The sequence below is a fragment of the Paenibacillus sp. GYB004 genome, assembly GCF_036577605.1.
Taxonomy (GTDB): Bacteria; Bacillota; Bacilli; order Paenibacillales; family NBRC-103111; genus Paenibacillus_AB; species Paenibacillus_AB oceani.
This window is the reverse complement of sequence record NZ_JARBDB010000025.1, coordinates 75,577-92,774: the sequence shown is the minus strand read 5'-3', so window position 1 is coordinate 92,774 and position 17,198 is coordinate 75,577. Positions and strand designations below refer to the sequence as shown.

Annotated in this window: 14 protein-coding genes and 1 pseudogene; 5 read left to right on the top strand and 10 right to left on the bottom strand. The window is 42.6% G+C overall.

Going from position 1 to position 17,198, the window contains the following annotated elements; translation table 11 throughout:
- Positions 1 to 574: 574 nt before the first annotated feature.
- Positions 575 to 1,833: pseudogene (locus PV433_RS34070) on the bottom strand (IS4 family transposase); the annotation flags it as partial.
- A 348-nt stretch (positions 1,834 to 2,181) separates the two neighbouring features.
- Between PV433_RS34070 and PV433_RS10950 the strand changes: the two are divergent.
- The 3 genes from PV433_RS10950 to PV433_RS10940 all read left to right on the top strand — a co-directional run bounded on the left by PV433_RS10950 (position 2,182) and on the right by PV433_RS10940 (position 5,322).
- Complete coding sequence (locus PV433_RS10950; RefSeq protein WP_332072183.1) at positions 2,182 to 2,559, top strand: ArsR/SmtB family transcription factor; 378 nt, start codon at positions 2,182 to 2,184, stop codon at positions 2,557 to 2,559.
- Complete coding sequence (locus PV433_RS10945) at positions 2,549 to 4,708, top strand: heavy metal translocating P-type ATPase (protein WP_332072182.1); 2,160 nt, start codon at positions 2,549 to 2,551, stop codon at positions 4,706 to 4,708. Before PV433_RS10950 ends, PV433_RS10945 begins: the two co-directional genes overlap by 11 nt.
- A 164-nt stretch (positions 4,709 to 4,872) precedes the next feature.
- Complete coding sequence (locus tag PV433_RS10940) at positions 4,873 to 5,322, top strand: putative iron-sulfur cluster-binding metallochaperone (RefSeq protein ID WP_442951502.1); 450 nt, start codon at positions 4,873 to 4,875, stop codon at positions 5,320 to 5,322.
- 776 nt (positions 5,323 to 6,098) lie between these two features.
- Here PV433_RS10940 and PV433_RS10935 read toward each other — a convergent pair.
- The 5 genes from PV433_RS10935 to PV433_RS10915 form a co-directional block, all read right to left on the bottom strand.
- A complete protein-coding gene (locus tag PV433_RS10935) occupies positions 6,099 to 6,854 on the bottom strand; it encodes a hypothetical protein (RefSeq protein WP_332072249.1) in 756 nt (251 codons plus the stop codon).
- A gap of 52 nt (positions 6,855 to 6,906) precedes the next feature.
- Complete coding sequence (locus PV433_RS10930; RefSeq protein WP_332072180.1) at positions 6,907 to 7,827, bottom strand: hypothetical protein; 921 nt, start codon at positions 7,825 to 7,827, stop codon at positions 6,907 to 6,909.
- Between the two features lie 45 nt (positions 7,828 to 7,872).
- Complete coding sequence (locus tag PV433_RS10925; protein ID WP_332072179.1) at positions 7,873 to 8,247, bottom strand: hypothetical protein; 375 nt, start codon at positions 8,245 to 8,247, stop codon at positions 7,873 to 7,875.
- Positions 8,248 to 8,262: 15 nt separating this feature from the next.
- A complete protein-coding gene (locus tag PV433_RS10920) occupies positions 8,263 to 9,159 on the bottom strand; it encodes a hypothetical protein (RefSeq protein WP_332072178.1) in 897 nt (298 codons plus the stop codon).
- A gap of 473 nt (positions 9,160 to 9,632) precedes the next feature.
- Positions 9,633 to 9,929 carry a type II toxin-antitoxin system RelE family toxin gene (locus PV433_RS10915; RefSeq protein ID WP_332072177.1) on the bottom strand — a complete coding sequence of 99 codons (297 nt, stop codon included), beginning with the start codon at positions 9,927 to 9,929 and terminating at the stop codon, positions 9,633 to 9,635.
- A gap of 205 nt (positions 9,930 to 10,134) precedes the next feature.
- On the opposite strand from PV433_RS10915, the gene PV433_RS10910 reads away from it, so the two are divergent.
- Positions 10,135 to 11,184, top strand: a complete 1,050-nt coding sequence (locus PV433_RS10910) for a tyrosine-type recombinase/integrase (RefSeq protein WP_332072176.1) — start codon at positions 10,135 to 10,137, stop codon at positions 11,182 to 11,184.
- A 731-nt stretch (positions 11,185 to 11,915) separates the two neighbouring features.
- Here the strand turns inward: PV433_RS10910 and ltrA are convergent.
- The 4 genes from ltrA to PV433_RS10890 form a co-directional block, all read right to left on the bottom strand.
- The gene (ltrA, locus tag PV433_RS10905; RefSeq protein ID WP_332072175.1) at positions 11,916 to 13,241 is read right to left on the bottom strand and encodes a group II intron reverse transcriptase/maturase; all 1,326 of its coding nucleotides are present in this window, start codon (positions 13,239 to 13,241) and stop codon (positions 11,916 to 11,918) included.
- Between the two features lie 685 nt (positions 13,242 to 13,926).
- Entirely contained in the window at positions 13,927 to 14,421 is a 495-nt protein-coding gene (locus tag PV433_RS10900) for a hypothetical protein (RefSeq protein WP_332072174.1), read from the bottom strand.
- A gap of 18 nt (positions 14,422 to 14,439) precedes the next feature.
- Positions 14,440 to 15,000 carry a hypothetical protein gene (locus PV433_RS10895; RefSeq protein WP_332072173.1) on the bottom strand — a complete coding sequence of 187 codons (561 nt, stop codon included), beginning with the start codon at positions 14,998 to 15,000 and terminating at the stop codon, positions 14,440 to 14,442.
- Between the two features lie 350 nt (positions 15,001 to 15,350).
- Positions 15,351 to 15,686, bottom strand: coding sequence for a hypothetical protein (locus tag PV433_RS10890; protein WP_332072171.1), 336 nt, complete (start codon positions 15,684 to 15,686; stop codon positions 15,351 to 15,353).
- A 201-nt stretch (positions 15,687 to 15,887) separates the two neighbouring features.
- On the opposite strand from PV433_RS10890, the gene PV433_RS10885 reads away from it, so the two are divergent.
- On the top strand, positions 15,888 to 16,208 hold the full coding sequence (locus tag PV433_RS10885) for a helix-turn-helix domain-containing protein (protein ID WP_332072170.1): 321 nt from the start codon (positions 15,888 to 15,890) through the stop codon (positions 16,206 to 16,208).
- Positions 16,209 to 17,198 lie beyond the last annotated feature (990 nt).

Genomic DNA, 17,198 nt, shown 5'->3' with positions numbered 1-17,198 from the left:
TTTTAATTCTCCTCTTCCAATTATATGATCATATAATCAATTATTGGAGAGTTCTAGAAGTCTCACTCCAGATGAGATCAAGATCAATTAAAACACTATGGAAGATAGTGCCTTAGGGCAAAAAAATATTTTACGATACAACCTCTCGTGACAACTACAAAATGGAACTTTCATAAAAAAGGGCCCCAATTCTTACTCATTCATCATCCTTTCGTCTTGTACTTATCATACAAACCCAGAAACCCTCGTCCATAGATCACTGTATCTCAAAATATATAAAATGAATATGACTCTATAGAGCTATTTTTTAAAGCTTATTATGAAAATTGATTTCAAACTGCCATCCCATTAACTGCCCCGTAGTGTTATGAGGTTGCCGATCCGTGCTGACAGCTAGGTCCTGAAAAATGATTTATAACTTTTGAAAAAGTACTGATTTAATCGTACGAGAGTTGATCATATGCAAAGAGCGTAAAATCATCACTTACATTGACGGACTGGTAAATAAAGATTCCGTCTTTCACCTAATGGAATCAATGATGCTGTCTACTAGTTTCTATGTAGCATTATAAACTCAACTTTCGCAGCTTAAAACAGACAGATAAGCCTTGATGTAATTGGGTAGACCTTAAACCCACTGCTGAGTTGACGCTGTATGAGTCCAGAAATTTTCTTGCCCACTTTTGTGGCGATCTCGTTGATCAATACCACTAATTGTTGCAGAGCAACGGCCCGGTCGAGTGTCCCGACTTCATCGCAAAGCAAATAAAACAGCCCGCCAATCGTACGTTGATCCGTGCTCATTCTGTGCTGCCAAGCTAGTAAAATATAACGGGAAAAACAATCGTTGTATGGCTAAGCACAAGTCGTAAGAGCGCCCTTGAAACTCCTTTTGCAACCGAAGGAGCGATTTGGCGCACTTGAAGAAGACCTCGATCTCCCATCGCACCCTGTAAATGCGGATGATCTCCTCCGCAGTCAAGGTCAGGTCGTTGGAAAGAATGGCATGCCACTCGTTCTTCGAACGATGACGAACAAATACGACCATCACAGGGATACTAGGTGCAAGCTCTGTTCGGATCATGCGAAGGTTATTACGGTTCTTTCCCTCCATTCGAGTAGCAACTGCGTACAACGCCTTCAGACATAATCTTTCGCCGTCTCCGATGTATTGCTTGTTATCGTTCTTTACCATGCCGAAGACATGTAATCCACGACGCGTAACTTCCTGAATTAGCAGCACTTGAGTGAACCAGCTGTCCATAAGCACATAAGACGCGGAGATACCAACCTCCATGACTCGGTCCAGCATAGTGGCGATCACTTGAGGAGCGGAGATAAACGCCTCCTGACGGCGTTTGTACCGGAGGAACGTTTATCAATCCCCTCCATGATGCCGTTTACGGCCAACTTTGCGGAACTGAGCAGAGCGAAGTCCATTGGGATGAAGGAATAACCGTCGGTCCACCCCATCGGGAGCATACGAAACCCCTTGTAGAAGTGGCCTGTCGCATGATCTTTAAAACGCGCCAGCATTTCAACAGCTTTGGGTTGCACTCTAACATGGAATCATTAAAGATAAACGCAGTTTCCCTGTTCGTAGAAGTCAGTTTATCGACCCGGGAACGTTTCGCTGCTGAGTGGCAATCGCCGCCAAGCGTAACCGCTATGATTCAAAAACCGGTATACCGTATCTTTGCCGGGAAACGACTCGTGTTTCTGGCTCTCCATCAAGCGAAACCAGTTTTTCTGGTGTAACAATGCGACGAAAACGATGCGAAACAAATAGGCGCAGGTAAAACCGAACTTCTTCTTAAAACCCGCAGCAGCCAAAGCGGTTTAATCTCGTTTGACAGTTGATCTAGCGGTTACTTTTGATCTATATAGAGACCCTCTTCTATGTGGTAGTGATTGGTCGCACTCTCACTTTACCAAAAGAAGCGGTGTTTTTTTTATTTCTTTCAAGTAGTAAATCTAATCGATCTCAAACCTAGGCTATATCTAATGTTAAGCATGTTTTTTGCTCTGCGAAAGTTGAGTTATAAAGTTCCGAGGCCAAAAATATTGTTGGAACTTGTATAATTTACGGAAGTTGGGGAATAATCAAATATATATTTGAATATAAACCAAGTTTGTTGTATGATAACAATCAAATATTGATTTGATTGTTGGGGTGAGGATATGAGCGAGAAACAAAAGGACTCATGTGAGATTTACTGTTATGATGAACTTAAAGTCCGAAAGGTACAACTTACACTCGAAGGACAAAATATTCAAGGCATGGTAAAGATGTTCAAGGTATTGGCGGATGAAACAAGAATGAAAATCGCTTTTGCCCTTTGTGAAGAAGACGAACTATGTGTTTGTGACGTGGCAAACATCATCGATTCTTCGATGGCAACAGCCTCTCACCATCTTCGCATCTTAAAACAGCTTGGCTTGGCTAAATGCCGCAAGGAAGGCAAATTAGTTTTTTACTCACTGGAAGACGACCATGTTCGTCAACTGTTACAGCTGACTTCTACTCATTCGCGGGAGTTGATATTCAATGGAAAGTAAATTTGATAACACCGAAGATAAAAACGTGTACAGAGTTCAAGGCTTTACTTGTACAAATTGCGCAGGCATTTTCGAAAAAAATGTAAAAAATTTGCCCGGCGTTATAGATGCACAAGTGAATTTTGGGGCATCCAAGATTACCGTCTTTGGTAATACAACAGTTGAGGATTTGGAGAAGGCAGGGGCATTTGAAAGCCTGAAGGTGACATCAGAAAAACAACTGATTAATGAAAAGAATAAGCCGTTTTGGCGAGAAAATTGGAACGTATTACTTTCTGCCGTATTACTTGTCATGGGGTACTTTCTAGGTGAGCAATATGGTGAGGAAAGCTTCTTGTCAGCAGTTACTTACGTGGCGTCTATTCTCATTGGCGGATACGAGTTATTCAAAAAAGGGATCAAGAATCTTTTCCGGCTTCAGTTCGATATGAACACCCTAATGTCGGTTGCCATCATTGGTGCCGCAGCGATCGGAGAATGGGGCGAGGGCGCCACTGTTGTTATCTTGTTCGCGATTAGTGAAGTGTTGGAACTTTACTCCATGGAAAAAGCGCGGCAATCAATCCGTTCTCTTATGGACATTGCGCCGAAGGAAGCTCTGATCCGCCGTGGTTCCGAAGAATTTACAGTAAGTGTCGATGATATACAACTTGGCGATGTCATGATTGTAAAGCCAGGTCAAAAACTTGCAATGGATGGCATTGTTATTAAAGGGACATCAACCATTAACCAAGCCGCAATTACTGGCGAATCGGTTCCCGTAACAAAAACAATTGACGATGAAGTTTTCGCAGGAACATTGAATGAAGAAGGATTGCTTGAAGTCAAAGTAACAAAGCGCATCGAGGATACAACGATTTCAAAAATTATTCATCTTGTTGAAGAGGCGCAAGCTGAACGCGCGCCATCTCAAGCTTTTGTTGACCGGTTTGCGAAATATTACACGCCTGCAATTATGATCTTGGCATTAGGGATCACCGTTGTCCCACCGCTTTTCTTAGGTGCTGCTTGGGGCGATTGGATCTATAGAGGATTAGCGTTACTCGTTGTAGGCTGCCCTTGCGCATTGGTTATTTCAACGCCGGTTTCAATTGTTACGGCTATCGGTAATGCGGCCAAAAACGGCGTTCTCATCAAAGGGGGCATCCATCTTGAAGAAGCCGGCAGATTATCTGCCATTGCTTTTGATAAAACAGGCACCCTAACAAAAGGCTTTCCAGAAGTCACAAATTTCATTACTTTTGGTAATAACGAAGAAAACGAACTCTTGTCAGCCGCAGCAGTTATCGAAAAGGGTTCCCAACATCCGCTAGCATCAGCGATTATCCGTAAAGCAGAGAAAGATGGTTCGGATTTATCGTTCGAAGTAACAGAGTTCCAATCCATTACGGGTAAAGGTGTAAAAGCTACAGTTAAAGGCGAGCTGTACTACATTGGAAATCCGAAACTTTTTAACGAACTACATGGTAGTATAAATCAAGATACTGCAAAAGAAATCAAGGAATTACAGGAGCAAGGGAAAACAGTAATGATCTTAGGAACGGATCAACAAATACTTGCTCTTATTGCTGTAGCTGACGATGTGCGTGATTCCAGTAAGAACGTTATCAAAGAACTGCACGAGATTGGTATTAAGAAAACTATAATGCTTACGGGCGATAATCAAGCTACAGCGAACGTAATCGGGAAACAACTCCATGTTGCAGAAGTGAAGGCCGAATTATTACCACAAGATAAACTGGATTATATCAAAGAGCTTCGTCAGAATTACGGTAAGGTTGCTATGATCGGGGATGGTGTGAACGACGCTCCAGCCCTCGCGGCTTCGACAGTTGGTATTGCAATGGGCGGTGCTGGCACAGATACAGCCCTCGAAACCGCAGATATCGCTCTGATGGCTGACGATTTAAGCAAATTGCCCTATACCATCAGACTAAGCCGAAAGACACTTGCGATTATCAAGCAAAATATTACATTCTCACTCGGGATTAAACTTGTCGCATTGGCTTTGATTGTCCCTGGTTGGTTGACGCTATGGTTGGCTATTTTCGCAGATATGGGAGCCACACTAATCGTTACGTTGAATAGTCTTCGTTTGTTAAAAGTCAAGGGAAATCCAAGTAATAACACACCTACGGGAGACGAGTGATTGAATGTAACTAAACTGGATCGGTTACGAAGGGCTGCCCCTGTTAGCGTGCGACCGGTCGACGTAGTGGGTCGATCGAATATATTGAACCGCAGCTGTTCTGATCCGATGTTAAAGCTTAGTTGTTCCTTCTGCTTTAAATCATGTTAAGGAGTGCATTTCATTTGGATTGTTGCGCACTATCCACCAATGTGGAACCAGCCAAAATCAATTGTCCTACTTGCGGGGAGAAGGGTAAAAGTGTACCTCTCATTACATTAAAGTCCTTGCTTATAGCTTCTTCTTTGGAAACCATTAAACCTGATAACACATATGCTTTCTGTCCAAACTCATATTGCAATACCGTATATTTCAGTTGTACTCATTCACAAAAGTTTGAAGAGGACACCCTGAAAGTACCTGTTTTCCAAAAGAACTTAAGCATGGATGTGCCAGTTTGCTATTGCTTTGATTGGACGAGAGATCGCCTTGTTCAAGCGGTTAGCGATAATCAGGACCCTATTAACCATATAAAGGGTCATGTGCAATCGAACCGCTGTGGCTGCGAAGTAAATAACCCTCAAGGGGCCTGTTGCTTAGGCAATGTTAACGTGTTTGTACGAAGTTTGAACTAAGGCAAAGCGATAGCGTAAGTTATCTCATGACCATACTTCTGGATTGAGGGAATATTCACAAGTTGATCCAGAGCAGCGAGTGCTTGATCTAGGATTCGAGACCAGAAATAATTAACCTTCTTTTAAAACAAGCTTACCGGAAAGCAGAGGTCACTGGACTAAATATTGATCCGAAAGTTCTCCGGAGTGCAGAGAAAAGATCGTTTATTCGATCATGTTGTCACAAGTCTTAATGTTTCATCATTTGACCTTTGAAAATAAATAAGGAACTCTATCCTTATACAAGTGAAGCAAATTGGGAATAATCAACATTTATTTTGCCGGTGGTGTCAGCTTCGCTGGTACTATCAAATAATGCAGATAATTTAAGCGAGATGCCCCAACCCTACCGGGCAGTCTCGCCTTCTTGTTTCCTCTCCTTTCTTTCACTTTACAGAAGGTCATTCGTCATTTCTTAGTATTTGATTTCCTGCTCCAAGTTAGCGGTTAACGATTCAAGAAGTACTTGATACTCTTCTTTCTTCTCACTCAAGATTTCTATTGTATGCTGCACATTTCAACCTCCTAACTTGAATTAACTAGAAAGTAGCAATTAAGAAATTCAGTTTTCATAGTTTAGTTATTGCTTTTATATAGCCCGCGATCGTAAGAAAACAAATATCGCATGCTTCACTATCACGTAGCCATTAAAAAATCCGGCATTTACCTTATCGTAGACAACTTCAACAACACCATAAGCGGGACTTGAGATAAGCACTATCTCGTACTATATGAGCTCATTTTATCGAATTGATTTTTTCCGAAATCTCATCAATTTGCTGTTCAACATTGGCAATCTGCGAATTAATCTCTTTTTGCCGACGCTTTCTTCGAAGCAAGTTCGTTGCACTTTTCTTTGGCGGGCTGCCTCCAATAATCACACCGTTTGCAACAACAGCATCTCCATCCAATGATAAAACTCGATAGCGATAATGGAGTTCGGTTGCAATACGAGTTGCATCATCAAATGTACGAACTACAAGTATATCTCCCATCAGACTCGAGATAACTTTTCTGTATTTGGGGTCAAATTCTATAAGATCAATCCCTTTGCCGATTAAACCGGGCATTTCTCTGGTAGGAATAGCTTCATCCGCCCTAGGGGCCTCTCCATTCGATGAATGAAGAGAAATTAATGTAGCCCGCCCTAACCCTAGAGGCTTCAAATATCTTATAGCTTTTATCCCATGTTCTACCGTCTCCACGACGATATCTTGCAACCTATCACCTAGCGCGGAATCGATTGCATTTTCCACTTGTTCGGGTACATCTATGAGTTCAGCAATTGGGCCGCAAACTCCTTCCAGAACCTTCCGCCTTCTGGCCAATAGAATCTGCCTGACACTAGGAAGAAACTCAACAAAATCTTCAGTTATTTCTTGATAGGCGTCTCGCTGTGATATAAGAGCTTCGTGTTTTTGCTTCAACTTATTTAAAGTGGCCTGCATATCACGAAGCATTTCCACTTTATTTGAATATTCCACAAATTCCACTTCCAATCGTTGAGATCCTTGAAGGTTTCCTTGGGGGTATTCATTTCGATCGTTACTGGTCTTTACTCGAAATAATGATATTGAGCGCTTCATCAAAGCTAATGTTTGACTCTTCAGCCTTTCTTTTTACAATATCGAAGGCCATTTTGCTGAATGTGACATATCGTAGAACCACATCTGGCCTGAGCAGGATGGAATTCCGAGACTTCTCAATTTTACCGTTTACCACATTTTTTCGAAGCAGCTCATAAATAACTTCGGAAAATGGGAGTGCCCCGCTCCGGCAGCGAACAAAATAATCGCCTTGCCTGGTCTCAAATATTTGCACATTTTTAGTTCCCAGATTATCGAACAAAGATCGCAATAAGTCGTACACAGGATGGACTATTGCTCTTGGTATGGGAAAGCGAAAGTCGATGAATCCCTTTAGAACCTGGTACTTCTTTTCTGGCCACGGGGACATTTCGCCGGTGCAAGCAATTTTGTAGGAAAGCCCGTCTTCGTTCGTAATGATTAATGGCTTGGTGTTGGAGATTAAACCTCTCTTGCCCAGGTGTTCGATATAATCGAATAAACGCAATCCATTCGCGAATGGAGTCAACTTCGTTCCGAATTTGGTCGTCTTTTTATTAGTATCGGATTGGAGCTGCTCTCGTAACATCAAACAATCTTCTTTTTTATAAAAACGCCGCTCACGCTTTCCAACTTTCCGGAGCTCGCTTGGGATGTCGCCGGATAATGCTAGTTCATTCAAGTATTGGGGTGTTATGCCCACAATTCCAGCCGCTTCTTTTGCCCCAAGCCCGCCAAAAAGCTTTTTCAGGCGCTCTGCTTCCTCAATTGAAAAAGTATATCCACCATCGCGACGATAGGTATCAAGGTTTATGGGCCTGGCGACACCTGATGTAACCCAATGTTGAATCGTTCTTACACTTTTACCCAGACTTTTAGCAAGTTTTGTTATGGAAACCAATAGCTCTCTCCTCTCATTCACCTACTTGCTACGTGCGTTCGGTTATTACATTATCGACGCATAAATTCGTTTCAGCTGTTCTAATGCTTGAGCAACGTTAAAAGGCATTCCAATTAACCGTTTATCCAGTCCGCGGATATGCAGCTCCTCAATAAATCCTAATGGGGTAAACTGCGACGGAGCGCCATCATATTCTCGAGCCAATTCCATTATTGACCATTGCAAAGGAAAGGTAATACGGCCATCTACTGCTTCGACACAAATTACATCGTCCTCTTTTTCAATAATTCTAATCATAGCGTACTTCGCTTTATTTTCCTTAATAAAATCCCATACGGATTGTTCATCGGTTAATTCAATACCTTGTTCATAGTAGTATTGGGATTCGTTTTGAACGAACCGGTAGCCAATGTAACTCATTGTCGTTTATCTCCCCTAGTCTATTTTACGAACAACCCATCCCTTTACGAGATAATGACGTTCCCCGCTAAAATTCCAAAGCCATGTAGCTTCCGCATCTACCTGGAACTCGCTCATCTCATCAACCATGAAGCGGGATATTCTTCCTCTTATAAAGAGCCCCACTTGTTCCAGTGAATCTTGAACATGCATTTCTAGCAATTGCTCGGGAGAATTGATAATGCTATGTGTTGGATTGCCGACGTTCCCCCATTCATATTGTTCAGAAACGATTATGGCTCGGCCGCCAGTAACCAATGCTTTAGCAATCTGCTTCAAATGGTTTCTAGCCATGATATCGGCCATAATCGATAATTCATTTGTAAATAGCATTGGGTCGGCATGATACGCCATTAATTGAAATGGAATGATCAACTGTGTCGAGACGTTGGCCGACATGAGAAAACTGTGCTTCCCGGGGATGACGTATTCCGGACAAATCCGATATTTATGTTCCACCCAATTTCGTAAAATTTCATTTGCAGCTAGCAGTTCCTGCTTCATTAAATGATTCAAGTAGTCGAATAATTTTCTATCATAAAAGAGTCCAGTCAAATCTTTCACAACAGGGCGAACCAACTTTTGCACTTTCGGATCTAACCGTTGGATCGATCTTTTAACCGATTTTTCATCGATGTCCAATAAACTTGTCTTAGATGCGAAGTGATAAACAATTTGCGATAGATTGAAATCGTTACAGTTACCCGCTCCGAGAATTAATGCGCTTTTTTTCACGGAATCCGCTTCGATCCCGATCGAGACCAGATCCGATATAAAGTTCCGGTGATGGTCCCATTGCACCTCGACCACTTGCTTATTAAGTTCGTAAAAAGCTGTTCCAGCCATTTCCAAGGTTGATTTAGGCTTCTTCAACAAAATTTCCCCCGTATATTAAAGTGATTGAAATCCCATATAAAAGAACAATGCTGCTAAAATCCATCCGAACGTTTGGACCGAAATGAAAACTACTCTCCGCGTTTCCATAATTATACTCCTCTCATTTTTCAATGCTATCTGAACTGCTGTATGCCCGCTACTCTTCTTGCCTGTTCTTTCATTAATATAGTTCGCATTTATGATGAGCACGATGAACTGCTGCAGGAGGAGCCACCACTACTACAAGGATGCGCCGGTCCCGCTTGAACCGTTACCATCGTCATTTCGGGAGGAACTGCTGCCTCCGTTGCCACTATTCCCGCTATTCATCACGTTTGGAATAAAAGGGTACGGAGAACCGGAACGTAACGATGGCCTCTTTTGATATTTCCATTTGCTCTCTTTCATCGATTACTTCATTAATAAGTCTTTTTAATTCCTCTCGATCCAAGATTGAACAACTTCCCCAATTAAGCTGAAAACCATTCTGCCGGATCTGTCGAATACAGGGTCGAATCTCGATTGATCACTTTCCCAATGATGATTTTTTGATGATTCTTGTCTATTTTATAAAAAATGCGAAGCCGTCTACTCTTTATCCGTTTTATCTCGGTGTTCCGATTGACGTGACCGTAATCGAACTCATTTGGTTTCGGATTAACACGCAGAACATTCAACGCCGCATCGATTATTTTTTGCTCCTCCGGAGTAAACTTTCGGATTTCCTTCGTAAATCGTTTCGATGAATACTGAATATGAAATGACAATACGCTCACCTCCTGATTTTTTCCTAATTCTAGCATGAATCATTTTAATGCGCAATATCGCAATATTATAACGAATAATTTTATTTTATTAAATTGCGTTCGATATTATCTAATTGTTAGTTTTTCTTGGCATTTTAAAATTAAATAAGATATTATATAACTAAGAATTCATAAACTGCGTTTCTTCTATTTAAAAGGGTGACTTATGGAGATACGATCTTACTTTCCCTCCTTACCGACACTACAAAATAGAAAGTCGATGCTTAACGATGAGTTATTTTTAACAATTTCAGTCGAGGGTTTTAAAAATACGAACTGGTCGACGATCCCAGACTCAATGTTGATTTATTTGTTTCTTCATGATGAACCAACCATAGGCAAGCGACGTTCCTCGAAAACAAAAAAAGAATACCTGCGGGACCTCACACAATTTCTTCGTTTTATTAATGAAGAAATTCGATCCATCGTTCCCGAAGATGCGCTCGCTTATCAAATCTGGTTAAGGCGCCAAAAATACGAAGCATCAACACTAAGAAGAAAAAGTACTGTAACAAAACAATTTCTACAGTACCTCTATAAAAACGGGGTATTAAGTTTTGATGCCTCCATTAAAATGAAGCGGGTTGCACAGCCCCTAGATAAACAGGTGAACCGCGACTTGTATGAATATGAAGTCGAGCAGCTGCTTGAGTATTTTAAGGATAATGATTGGTTTGCTTATACCCTCCTCCTTCTACTTACAAGCACAGGGTTACGAATCGAGGAACTGGCATCTGCAAGATGGGCAAACCTATTTATATTTAGAACCAACAAGGGTCAGCATCATTTTTTAAAAGTTATTGGTAAGGGCAATAAACCAAGGGACGTTAGGATCTATGAAGATGTGCTGCCAGTGATTATAGAATTCCGGCAACGCCGCGGACTCCCTACTGAACTTAATCCAGGTGATTCAACAGCTTTCTTTGCTAAACCAAATTGCGGTCATTATTCTTCGAACTATTTAAGTACAGAGTTTGCGAAACTTATTGAAAGGAGCGGGTTCCCATTCGTAATTCATAGAACCGATCGGATCACTCCCCATACATGCCGGCATTATACCGCCGCATATTTAAGCAGTAAGGGGGCTGATATAAGGGCCATCCAGGATGCGCTCGGCCATGCTTCAATTGTTACAACTGAACGATATTTGTGGCGACATCGAAAGCTTGAAAATCATGCAAGCACCCATATTGGGCTTAACTTTATAAATAGTTAGAATCTGCCCTCAGATTCTAGCTTTTTTTTGTCGAATAGATATGGAGTATAGAAATTTATCGGACATATATGGAAACCCTTTATTTTACAAATACGATTAAGCGTATTTATGCAACATCTTTTCGCCCTTTTCTAATGTGGTTTTGTGAAAACTATATATGTGCTAGAATTAATTTAATTATTATGTGCGAAATGGGTGGATTTTTATGGCTCAAATATACGATATAACTGAACAATTGACGTACAAAATGGCTATGCGGCAGTATAGGGTGGGAGGACCTGTGTTCCTTTTTAAGATATCGAAAATGACCGGCGACATCCTTTCTAGCGAACGCCTAGAAGAAATTCCAAGCAATTGGCCGAAGGAGTACGTTGACTCGCTTATGGAAAATGGGAAAGTTCTAGAGTCTGTCGTATTTAATGACTCACATTAAGACTCATCTTCGATCTTCTCGATGCACTCCGCAAACCTTAAAGTCTCGTTAGCCATACGGTGAATCAATGCTTCTTCCCCATACGTCTAACCATAAGAAATCTCACTTCTGAAGATATTTCGGAAATTCTAATTTAGAGTGATTAACTCCTAGCTATACCGGTTAGTCCGATCATAGACGGATTGCTACTGACAACTATTACGCTGGCTCCGTTTCATAAATAGAGTAGGCCCATGCTAAGTGCATGGGCCTCTCACAGATCCGGACATGCGGGTCGACGCATCCGGCTCCTCCACGGTTATCCCCTCTGGGGATGATGTTCATTGTAAAGATCAAGCAGACTGCATAGACCGATTTCTCCAAACCATGTATTAGGCAATGCAAAGTTCGCGTGCTCCGTCCGGGAACTTCTCCAGGCTGTCATACGCAATCGCGGAAGGTCACCTTTCCAGCCTCGTCTGCGCATTTCCCGGTGAAGCTTTCTTATGTTCTTCCAACTCCGCATCTGAATGGAGCGGAGGCGTCGGCGTATCCATCTGTCGAACTCTTGAAAGCGCCTTTTTACATCACCCGTGACAAAATAGTTCCCCCATCCCCGTAGGTACGGATTTAGCGTTTTCTTCACCAATCTCATCACATCGACCGTTTGGTTCCTTCTCGTTATCTCCTTCACCCGTTCCTTGAACTTGGTTAAGGCCTTGCCTGAGGGAACCATCTTCTTTCCCGGCTTGAATTCATGCCCTAGAAACACAAACGATTCTCTTTTGCTGTTAACGATCTTCGTCTTCTCCGGATGTACGGTTAGGCCCATGACCTGCTCAAGTAGCCGGACTACTGACCTCAGTACCCGTTCGGCACCCTTTTGTGTCTTACAACAGATGACGAAGTCGTCCGCATATCTCGTCAGGCGATGACCGCGCTTGGTCATGGCTTCATCTAGCGGGTGAAGATAGATGTTGGCTAGCAATGGACTGATGACTCCCCCCTGCGGGGTGCCCTGCTCGTTCGTATGATAGCTCCCGCCGTCCATGACTCCTGCTCGCAGAAACTGTTCAAGAAGAGCAAGGACACTTCCGTCCACTACCGTTTCCTTTACCAGCCCGATTAATCTTTCATGGGGGATGGTGTCAAAGTACGATTTGAGATCAGCATCAATGACGTACCGAAATCCATCGTCCAAATCCTTGCGGATTTTATGTAGCGCCATGTGTGCGCTTCTTTCTGGCCGAAAACCATAGCTGCAGTCCATGAACTTCGCCTCGAAGATGGGTTCTAGCACTCGTCTTGCCGCGGCCTGCACGATTCGGTCTCCCACGGTAGGTATGCCCAGGGGTCTTTGCGTACCGTCTGCTTTCGGGATGTGAACGCGTCTTACCGGTTTGGGCCGGTATGTTTTACTTCTCAACGTCTGTTGGAGCACTTCTAGATGGTGTTCCAACCCGGATTCAAATGCCTTAATGGTCATTCGATCGATCCCTGCCGCTCCTCGGTTCCGCTTAACCTCCTTAAAAGCTTCCTCCAGATTGGTCTTGGCCCAGATCTTGTCGACCAGGCTGTACCACTTTCGTCCTTCTTGCGTCTTTACTCCCTCACGAGATCGATTGTCTTGCGGTTGTTCTTCCATGCTCGTTCTCCTTCCCTTCCAGATCGGCGGTTTGTAGCTTTCGCAATCTCCGTCTCTCTGTCGGTACTCGCCCCAGACGGCTTCTCCTTATGTTCATCCCCCGGATCTACGCGCTTCTTGGCTCCCCGGCTCCTGTCTGGCACATGGCTTCCCTCAATCGTTCTTCTTTCGTGGTTTCGGGCTTCGCACAAGTCTCTGCCTTTTGGGTCAAAGCTTGCAACGGCAACAACATGCCGTTTCACTTGCCTTTGCAAACTTTAGGGCAAGCTTATTCGCTACTATCCCTACGTCTGACTTCTCACCTTCCGTAATCTTGCCTTAGCCTTCGCGGCTTTGGACAAGGTTTACTGCTCATGCAGAGACGATGAGACCTCCTTGGGTCACGTCTACCGACTTTCCCCCGAATCCAGTCCTCCTAACTTCCGGAGCTATTGGTGGTATTGGACGTTCCCTTTACGCGCAGGGTTATCCAGCTCCGTCAGCCAACACAGTTTACCGCCTGTTCCGGGTTTTGCCTTCGCATCCTCCGCACATATCCTCACGGACTATGCACTATGCTTCAGCTATGCACTTCCGCCACCTTACGGTGTGCTGGAGACTTTCACTCCTTAGTCGGTGCGCTGCCAAGCGCACACAATAAAGGACGCAGAGACTTATAAGTCTCTGCGTCCTTCGCTTGCAGACTTCAAATGAACCCATTTATCTTATTATGGTCTATCCAATTCGATGGCCGGGGAATCGGAATCCATATTTCTTGATTGCTATTAACAGTTGCATATTGTCCATATCCTTCGGAATCAACATACCAAACTAACCTTTCACGTAGCTCAGTAGATGTAACATGAATGGGTTCGTGCGGAGGAGCTGAAGAGAAGCGAACGAATGGACTCCATCCGAATAAGATCGTATCATATTCGGATAGATCGAACTGGGATTCATTAATAACCCAAACTCCGAATTTTTTCCCCTCATTCACGTACCAAGTCATATCGCACCTGATTGGCTCACAGGGTGCCTTGAATGGATAACCTTCGTAGAGCGTCTTATCCATTTCTTCTTGACGCCATTTTTCACCAAGTTCTACATACTGTATGTAGTGACGGTATTCTTGTTCAGAAAACAAATCTCGAATCGTCTCTGATCGCCGATTTGGAGCGGGAAACTGATATATTTTTGCCAACGTCATCACCGTCCTTGGTCATGCGTTTCCTAAATAATTGAGGATTAATTGCGGGAGGAAAAATAAAATTCCCCCTAAAAGCGCGGCTCCATATGCAAAGAATGAATATTTGCGTTTCAGCATCAGATTATTGCGTATTTTGGCCGTTGCTGCAAATAAGGAAGCGATCATTATTATGTAAAGGCATATAATGACTTCCCAGGCTTTGATATATGACAAAATAATAGCGATCGTACTATGAGAACTCTCATCTGTTGGAGAGCTCGGCAAAGCTGTAGATTCTACCTGGTATATTACATAATAAGGCAAAAATGCAAGAGCAACCGCAATTATTGCCAATCCATAAGCAAAGAATTTAAAGCTTCTTTGTAAACTAGGATTTTTGTTAGCTTTTGCTATCAGTGCAAGAAGGATCATTACTGTAAATAATAGGAAAGATACTATTACACCCCATTTTTGAAGGTACGCAAGGAAATTTATTAGATCATCGTTCGTCGGTAAGGGTAATATTCCATCACCACTATCATCAGGCAGAAGCGGAATATCCCGCGATAACAAAGGATTATTCACAATCTTCATAAATAAGACGTCCAGTAGCAAGAATATTTAATATGAGTCCATTCTCGAAAGTAAATTGGAGCTTCCCAGACAATATTCTTCTATCCGGATGAATGTACTGGAACAACGTGTACTCGATTACCTCCAACGCCATTTCAAGGTTGTCCGGATCACATTCCCGTGAAAAAAGAGATGACATTTTCATCTGGCCATCATTATACTTAACGGACAGTTCTCTTTCCCAGCTTACCCGGGGTGTGCTTTGCGGTCTAAAATGTATCGCTATTTGACCCTTGGTATGCTCCCGAGTTAGAAACGGGCACTCTGTCGTCAGACTTTGACGTACTGTAATCATTGCTTTTTTTACCATTTCATTGACTGTAGACCTCAATGTTATCCCCCCAAAATGTCAAATGAACCCTCCCGCTGACTCGCGGGGTTTCCATCAGTTCAATTAATAATATTTCAACTTGTGATAACGCTTTTTTAACAACCAGATCATAGTCGTTAAGACTCAGAGCGATAAGATTATCGTCTACTCTTCCTTTTAGGTTGTGACGCCTTTCCCAAGTAATTTCCGGCTTACCAGAGGGACTTACGTCAATCGTGATACTGTTTTCAATGCGCGATTCGGAAAGAAGATGGACATTCGTAACAATGAAACGGTTAAGATTTTCAACTACTTCCTTAACGGATCGTTGCTTCATAATGACCCTCCTTCCTTTCCTTATTTGAGACGTTTCACGCATTGTTAAAAAACACCACTTCTTTTTCTATACATCTACCCGAAAATGATGATTATAAAAACAAAAATTATCGGAAAACGGAAGGAACATCTTTCCACGGTACAGGTGATATATAATAAATTTCATTAGATAAAACTATAGAGAGAAAGGTACTCAAAATCCATGTTGACGATTGGTAAACGATTAAAGAAGTATCGAGAAGCATTAGGACTTTCAACAACCGAACTGGCTAATCTTTCAGATGTCGGTCAATCTACTATAAGTTCAATTGAAAACGACAACCAATCTCCTCGAGTCGAAACCCTCGAACGGCTTTGTGTTCCACTTAATATCAGTATTGTTGATTTATTAATCGATACAGATTACGGCGATCTCCCTCCCAAAATCTTAAGAATTTTACATTCTATCAAGCAGCTTACATCTGAGGAACAAGAATATCTGTCTCATTTTCTGGAACTCGTCCTTGAACGAACAAAAAGATAGGACTGCTTTTATTATTTACCCCCAAGCCTAATTACCTAGTATAAATTTAGGAACACCATACTTATTAACTATTATAAATGATTCTTTAGAATTATGTCAAATTTTGTCTATTCGGTCTAATCCTTTGTTTTATCGGTGAAAAAAATGTCGAATAATAGCACTAATCGACAGTTGTACATCCGTAAACATACGCTGAGCATACCGAGCTTGAAATTAGCTGCAGAATGGAGCGGACCCGAACCGTTAACAAACCGCCCCAGCCGATTCCATATGTATCGCGAGATTATACCGACTTTCTGATACTACACGGAACTGAACTTGCCTTACGATGAAATATTGCGTATGAGGGACGAACTGAAGTTTTATTGGTCACGGCTGGACGACCTCCGTACAGTGCTGGGCAGAATAGAGGAAAAGCTGTAACCATCCTTTAACGATCCAAATCCGCGGCAGGTAAAAGGCCGTCGAACTAATCGGCGGCCTTTTCTGAAGTGAAATCGAAGAAATGACCACTAAGGATGGAACAGAATTCGCAAATTGGGAATTCCAATAATTTTTTACGAAGAGCCATTATTATAAGAAAAACCGTCTGATTCCCGGACGGTCCTTTGTCGTAGGCACTAAGTTGGCGCATGGGGAGGGCAGGCAGAAGGATAGCACAAGATTTTAAAGGCGGACACTCCGCTTCTCCACTCCCTCAGCCCGCCCCCTCTCGTTCTTCTTTCCATCAGGGTGACACGCGGTCGTCTTGAGACGTATTTATCTATCTTTGTATTTTGCTCGAATCGTTTAATAACGGTACCGCAGTCATTGATGGCACCAGCGAGATCAGGATACTATGATTGATCGAGTAACTATAAAAGCCCTGCGATCACAGGGCTTTTGGCAATTAATCCTCTATTGTGGCATCGATAAAAGTTCTCCAAGTTCTCCCGTGCCCGTTTAACTCACCATTGGATTTCTTGCAATTTTCTAAGGCTACTTGGGAAA

What these genes read in the sequence shown, in the direction of transcription:
- PV433_RS10950 (WP_332072183.1), top strand. Translation starts at nt 2,182, where the DNA reads ATGAGCGAGAAACAAAAGGACTCATGTGAGATTTACTGTTATGATGAA.
- PV433_RS10945 (WP_332072182.1), top strand. Translation starts at nt 2,549, where the DNA reads ATGGAAAGTAAATTTGATAACACCGAAGATAAAAACGTGTACAGAGTT.
- PV433_RS10925 (WP_332072179.1), bottom strand. Translation starts at nt 8,247, where the DNA reads ATGAGTTACATTGGCTACCGGTTCGTTCAAAACGAATCCCAATACTAC.
- PV433_RS10910 (WP_332072176.1), top strand. Translation starts at nt 10,135, where the DNA reads ATGGAGATACGATCTTACTTTCCCTCCTTACCGACACTACAAAATAGA.
- ltrA (WP_332072175.1), bottom strand. Translation starts at nt 13,241, where the DNA reads ATGGAAGAACAACCGCAAGACAATCGATCTCGTGAGGGAGTAAAGACG.
- PV433_RS10895 (WP_332072173.1), bottom strand. Translation starts at nt 15,000, where the DNA reads ATGAAGATTGTGAATAATCCTTTGTTATCGCGGGATATTCCGCTTCTG.
- PV433_RS10890 (WP_332072171.1), bottom strand. Translation starts at nt 15,686, where the DNA reads ATGAAGCAACGATCCGTTAAGGAAGTAGTTGAAAATCTTAACCGTTTC.
- PV433_RS10885 (WP_332072170.1), top strand. Translation starts at nt 15,888, where the DNA reads ATGTTGACGATTGGTAAACGATTAAAGAAGTATCGAGAAGCATTAGGA.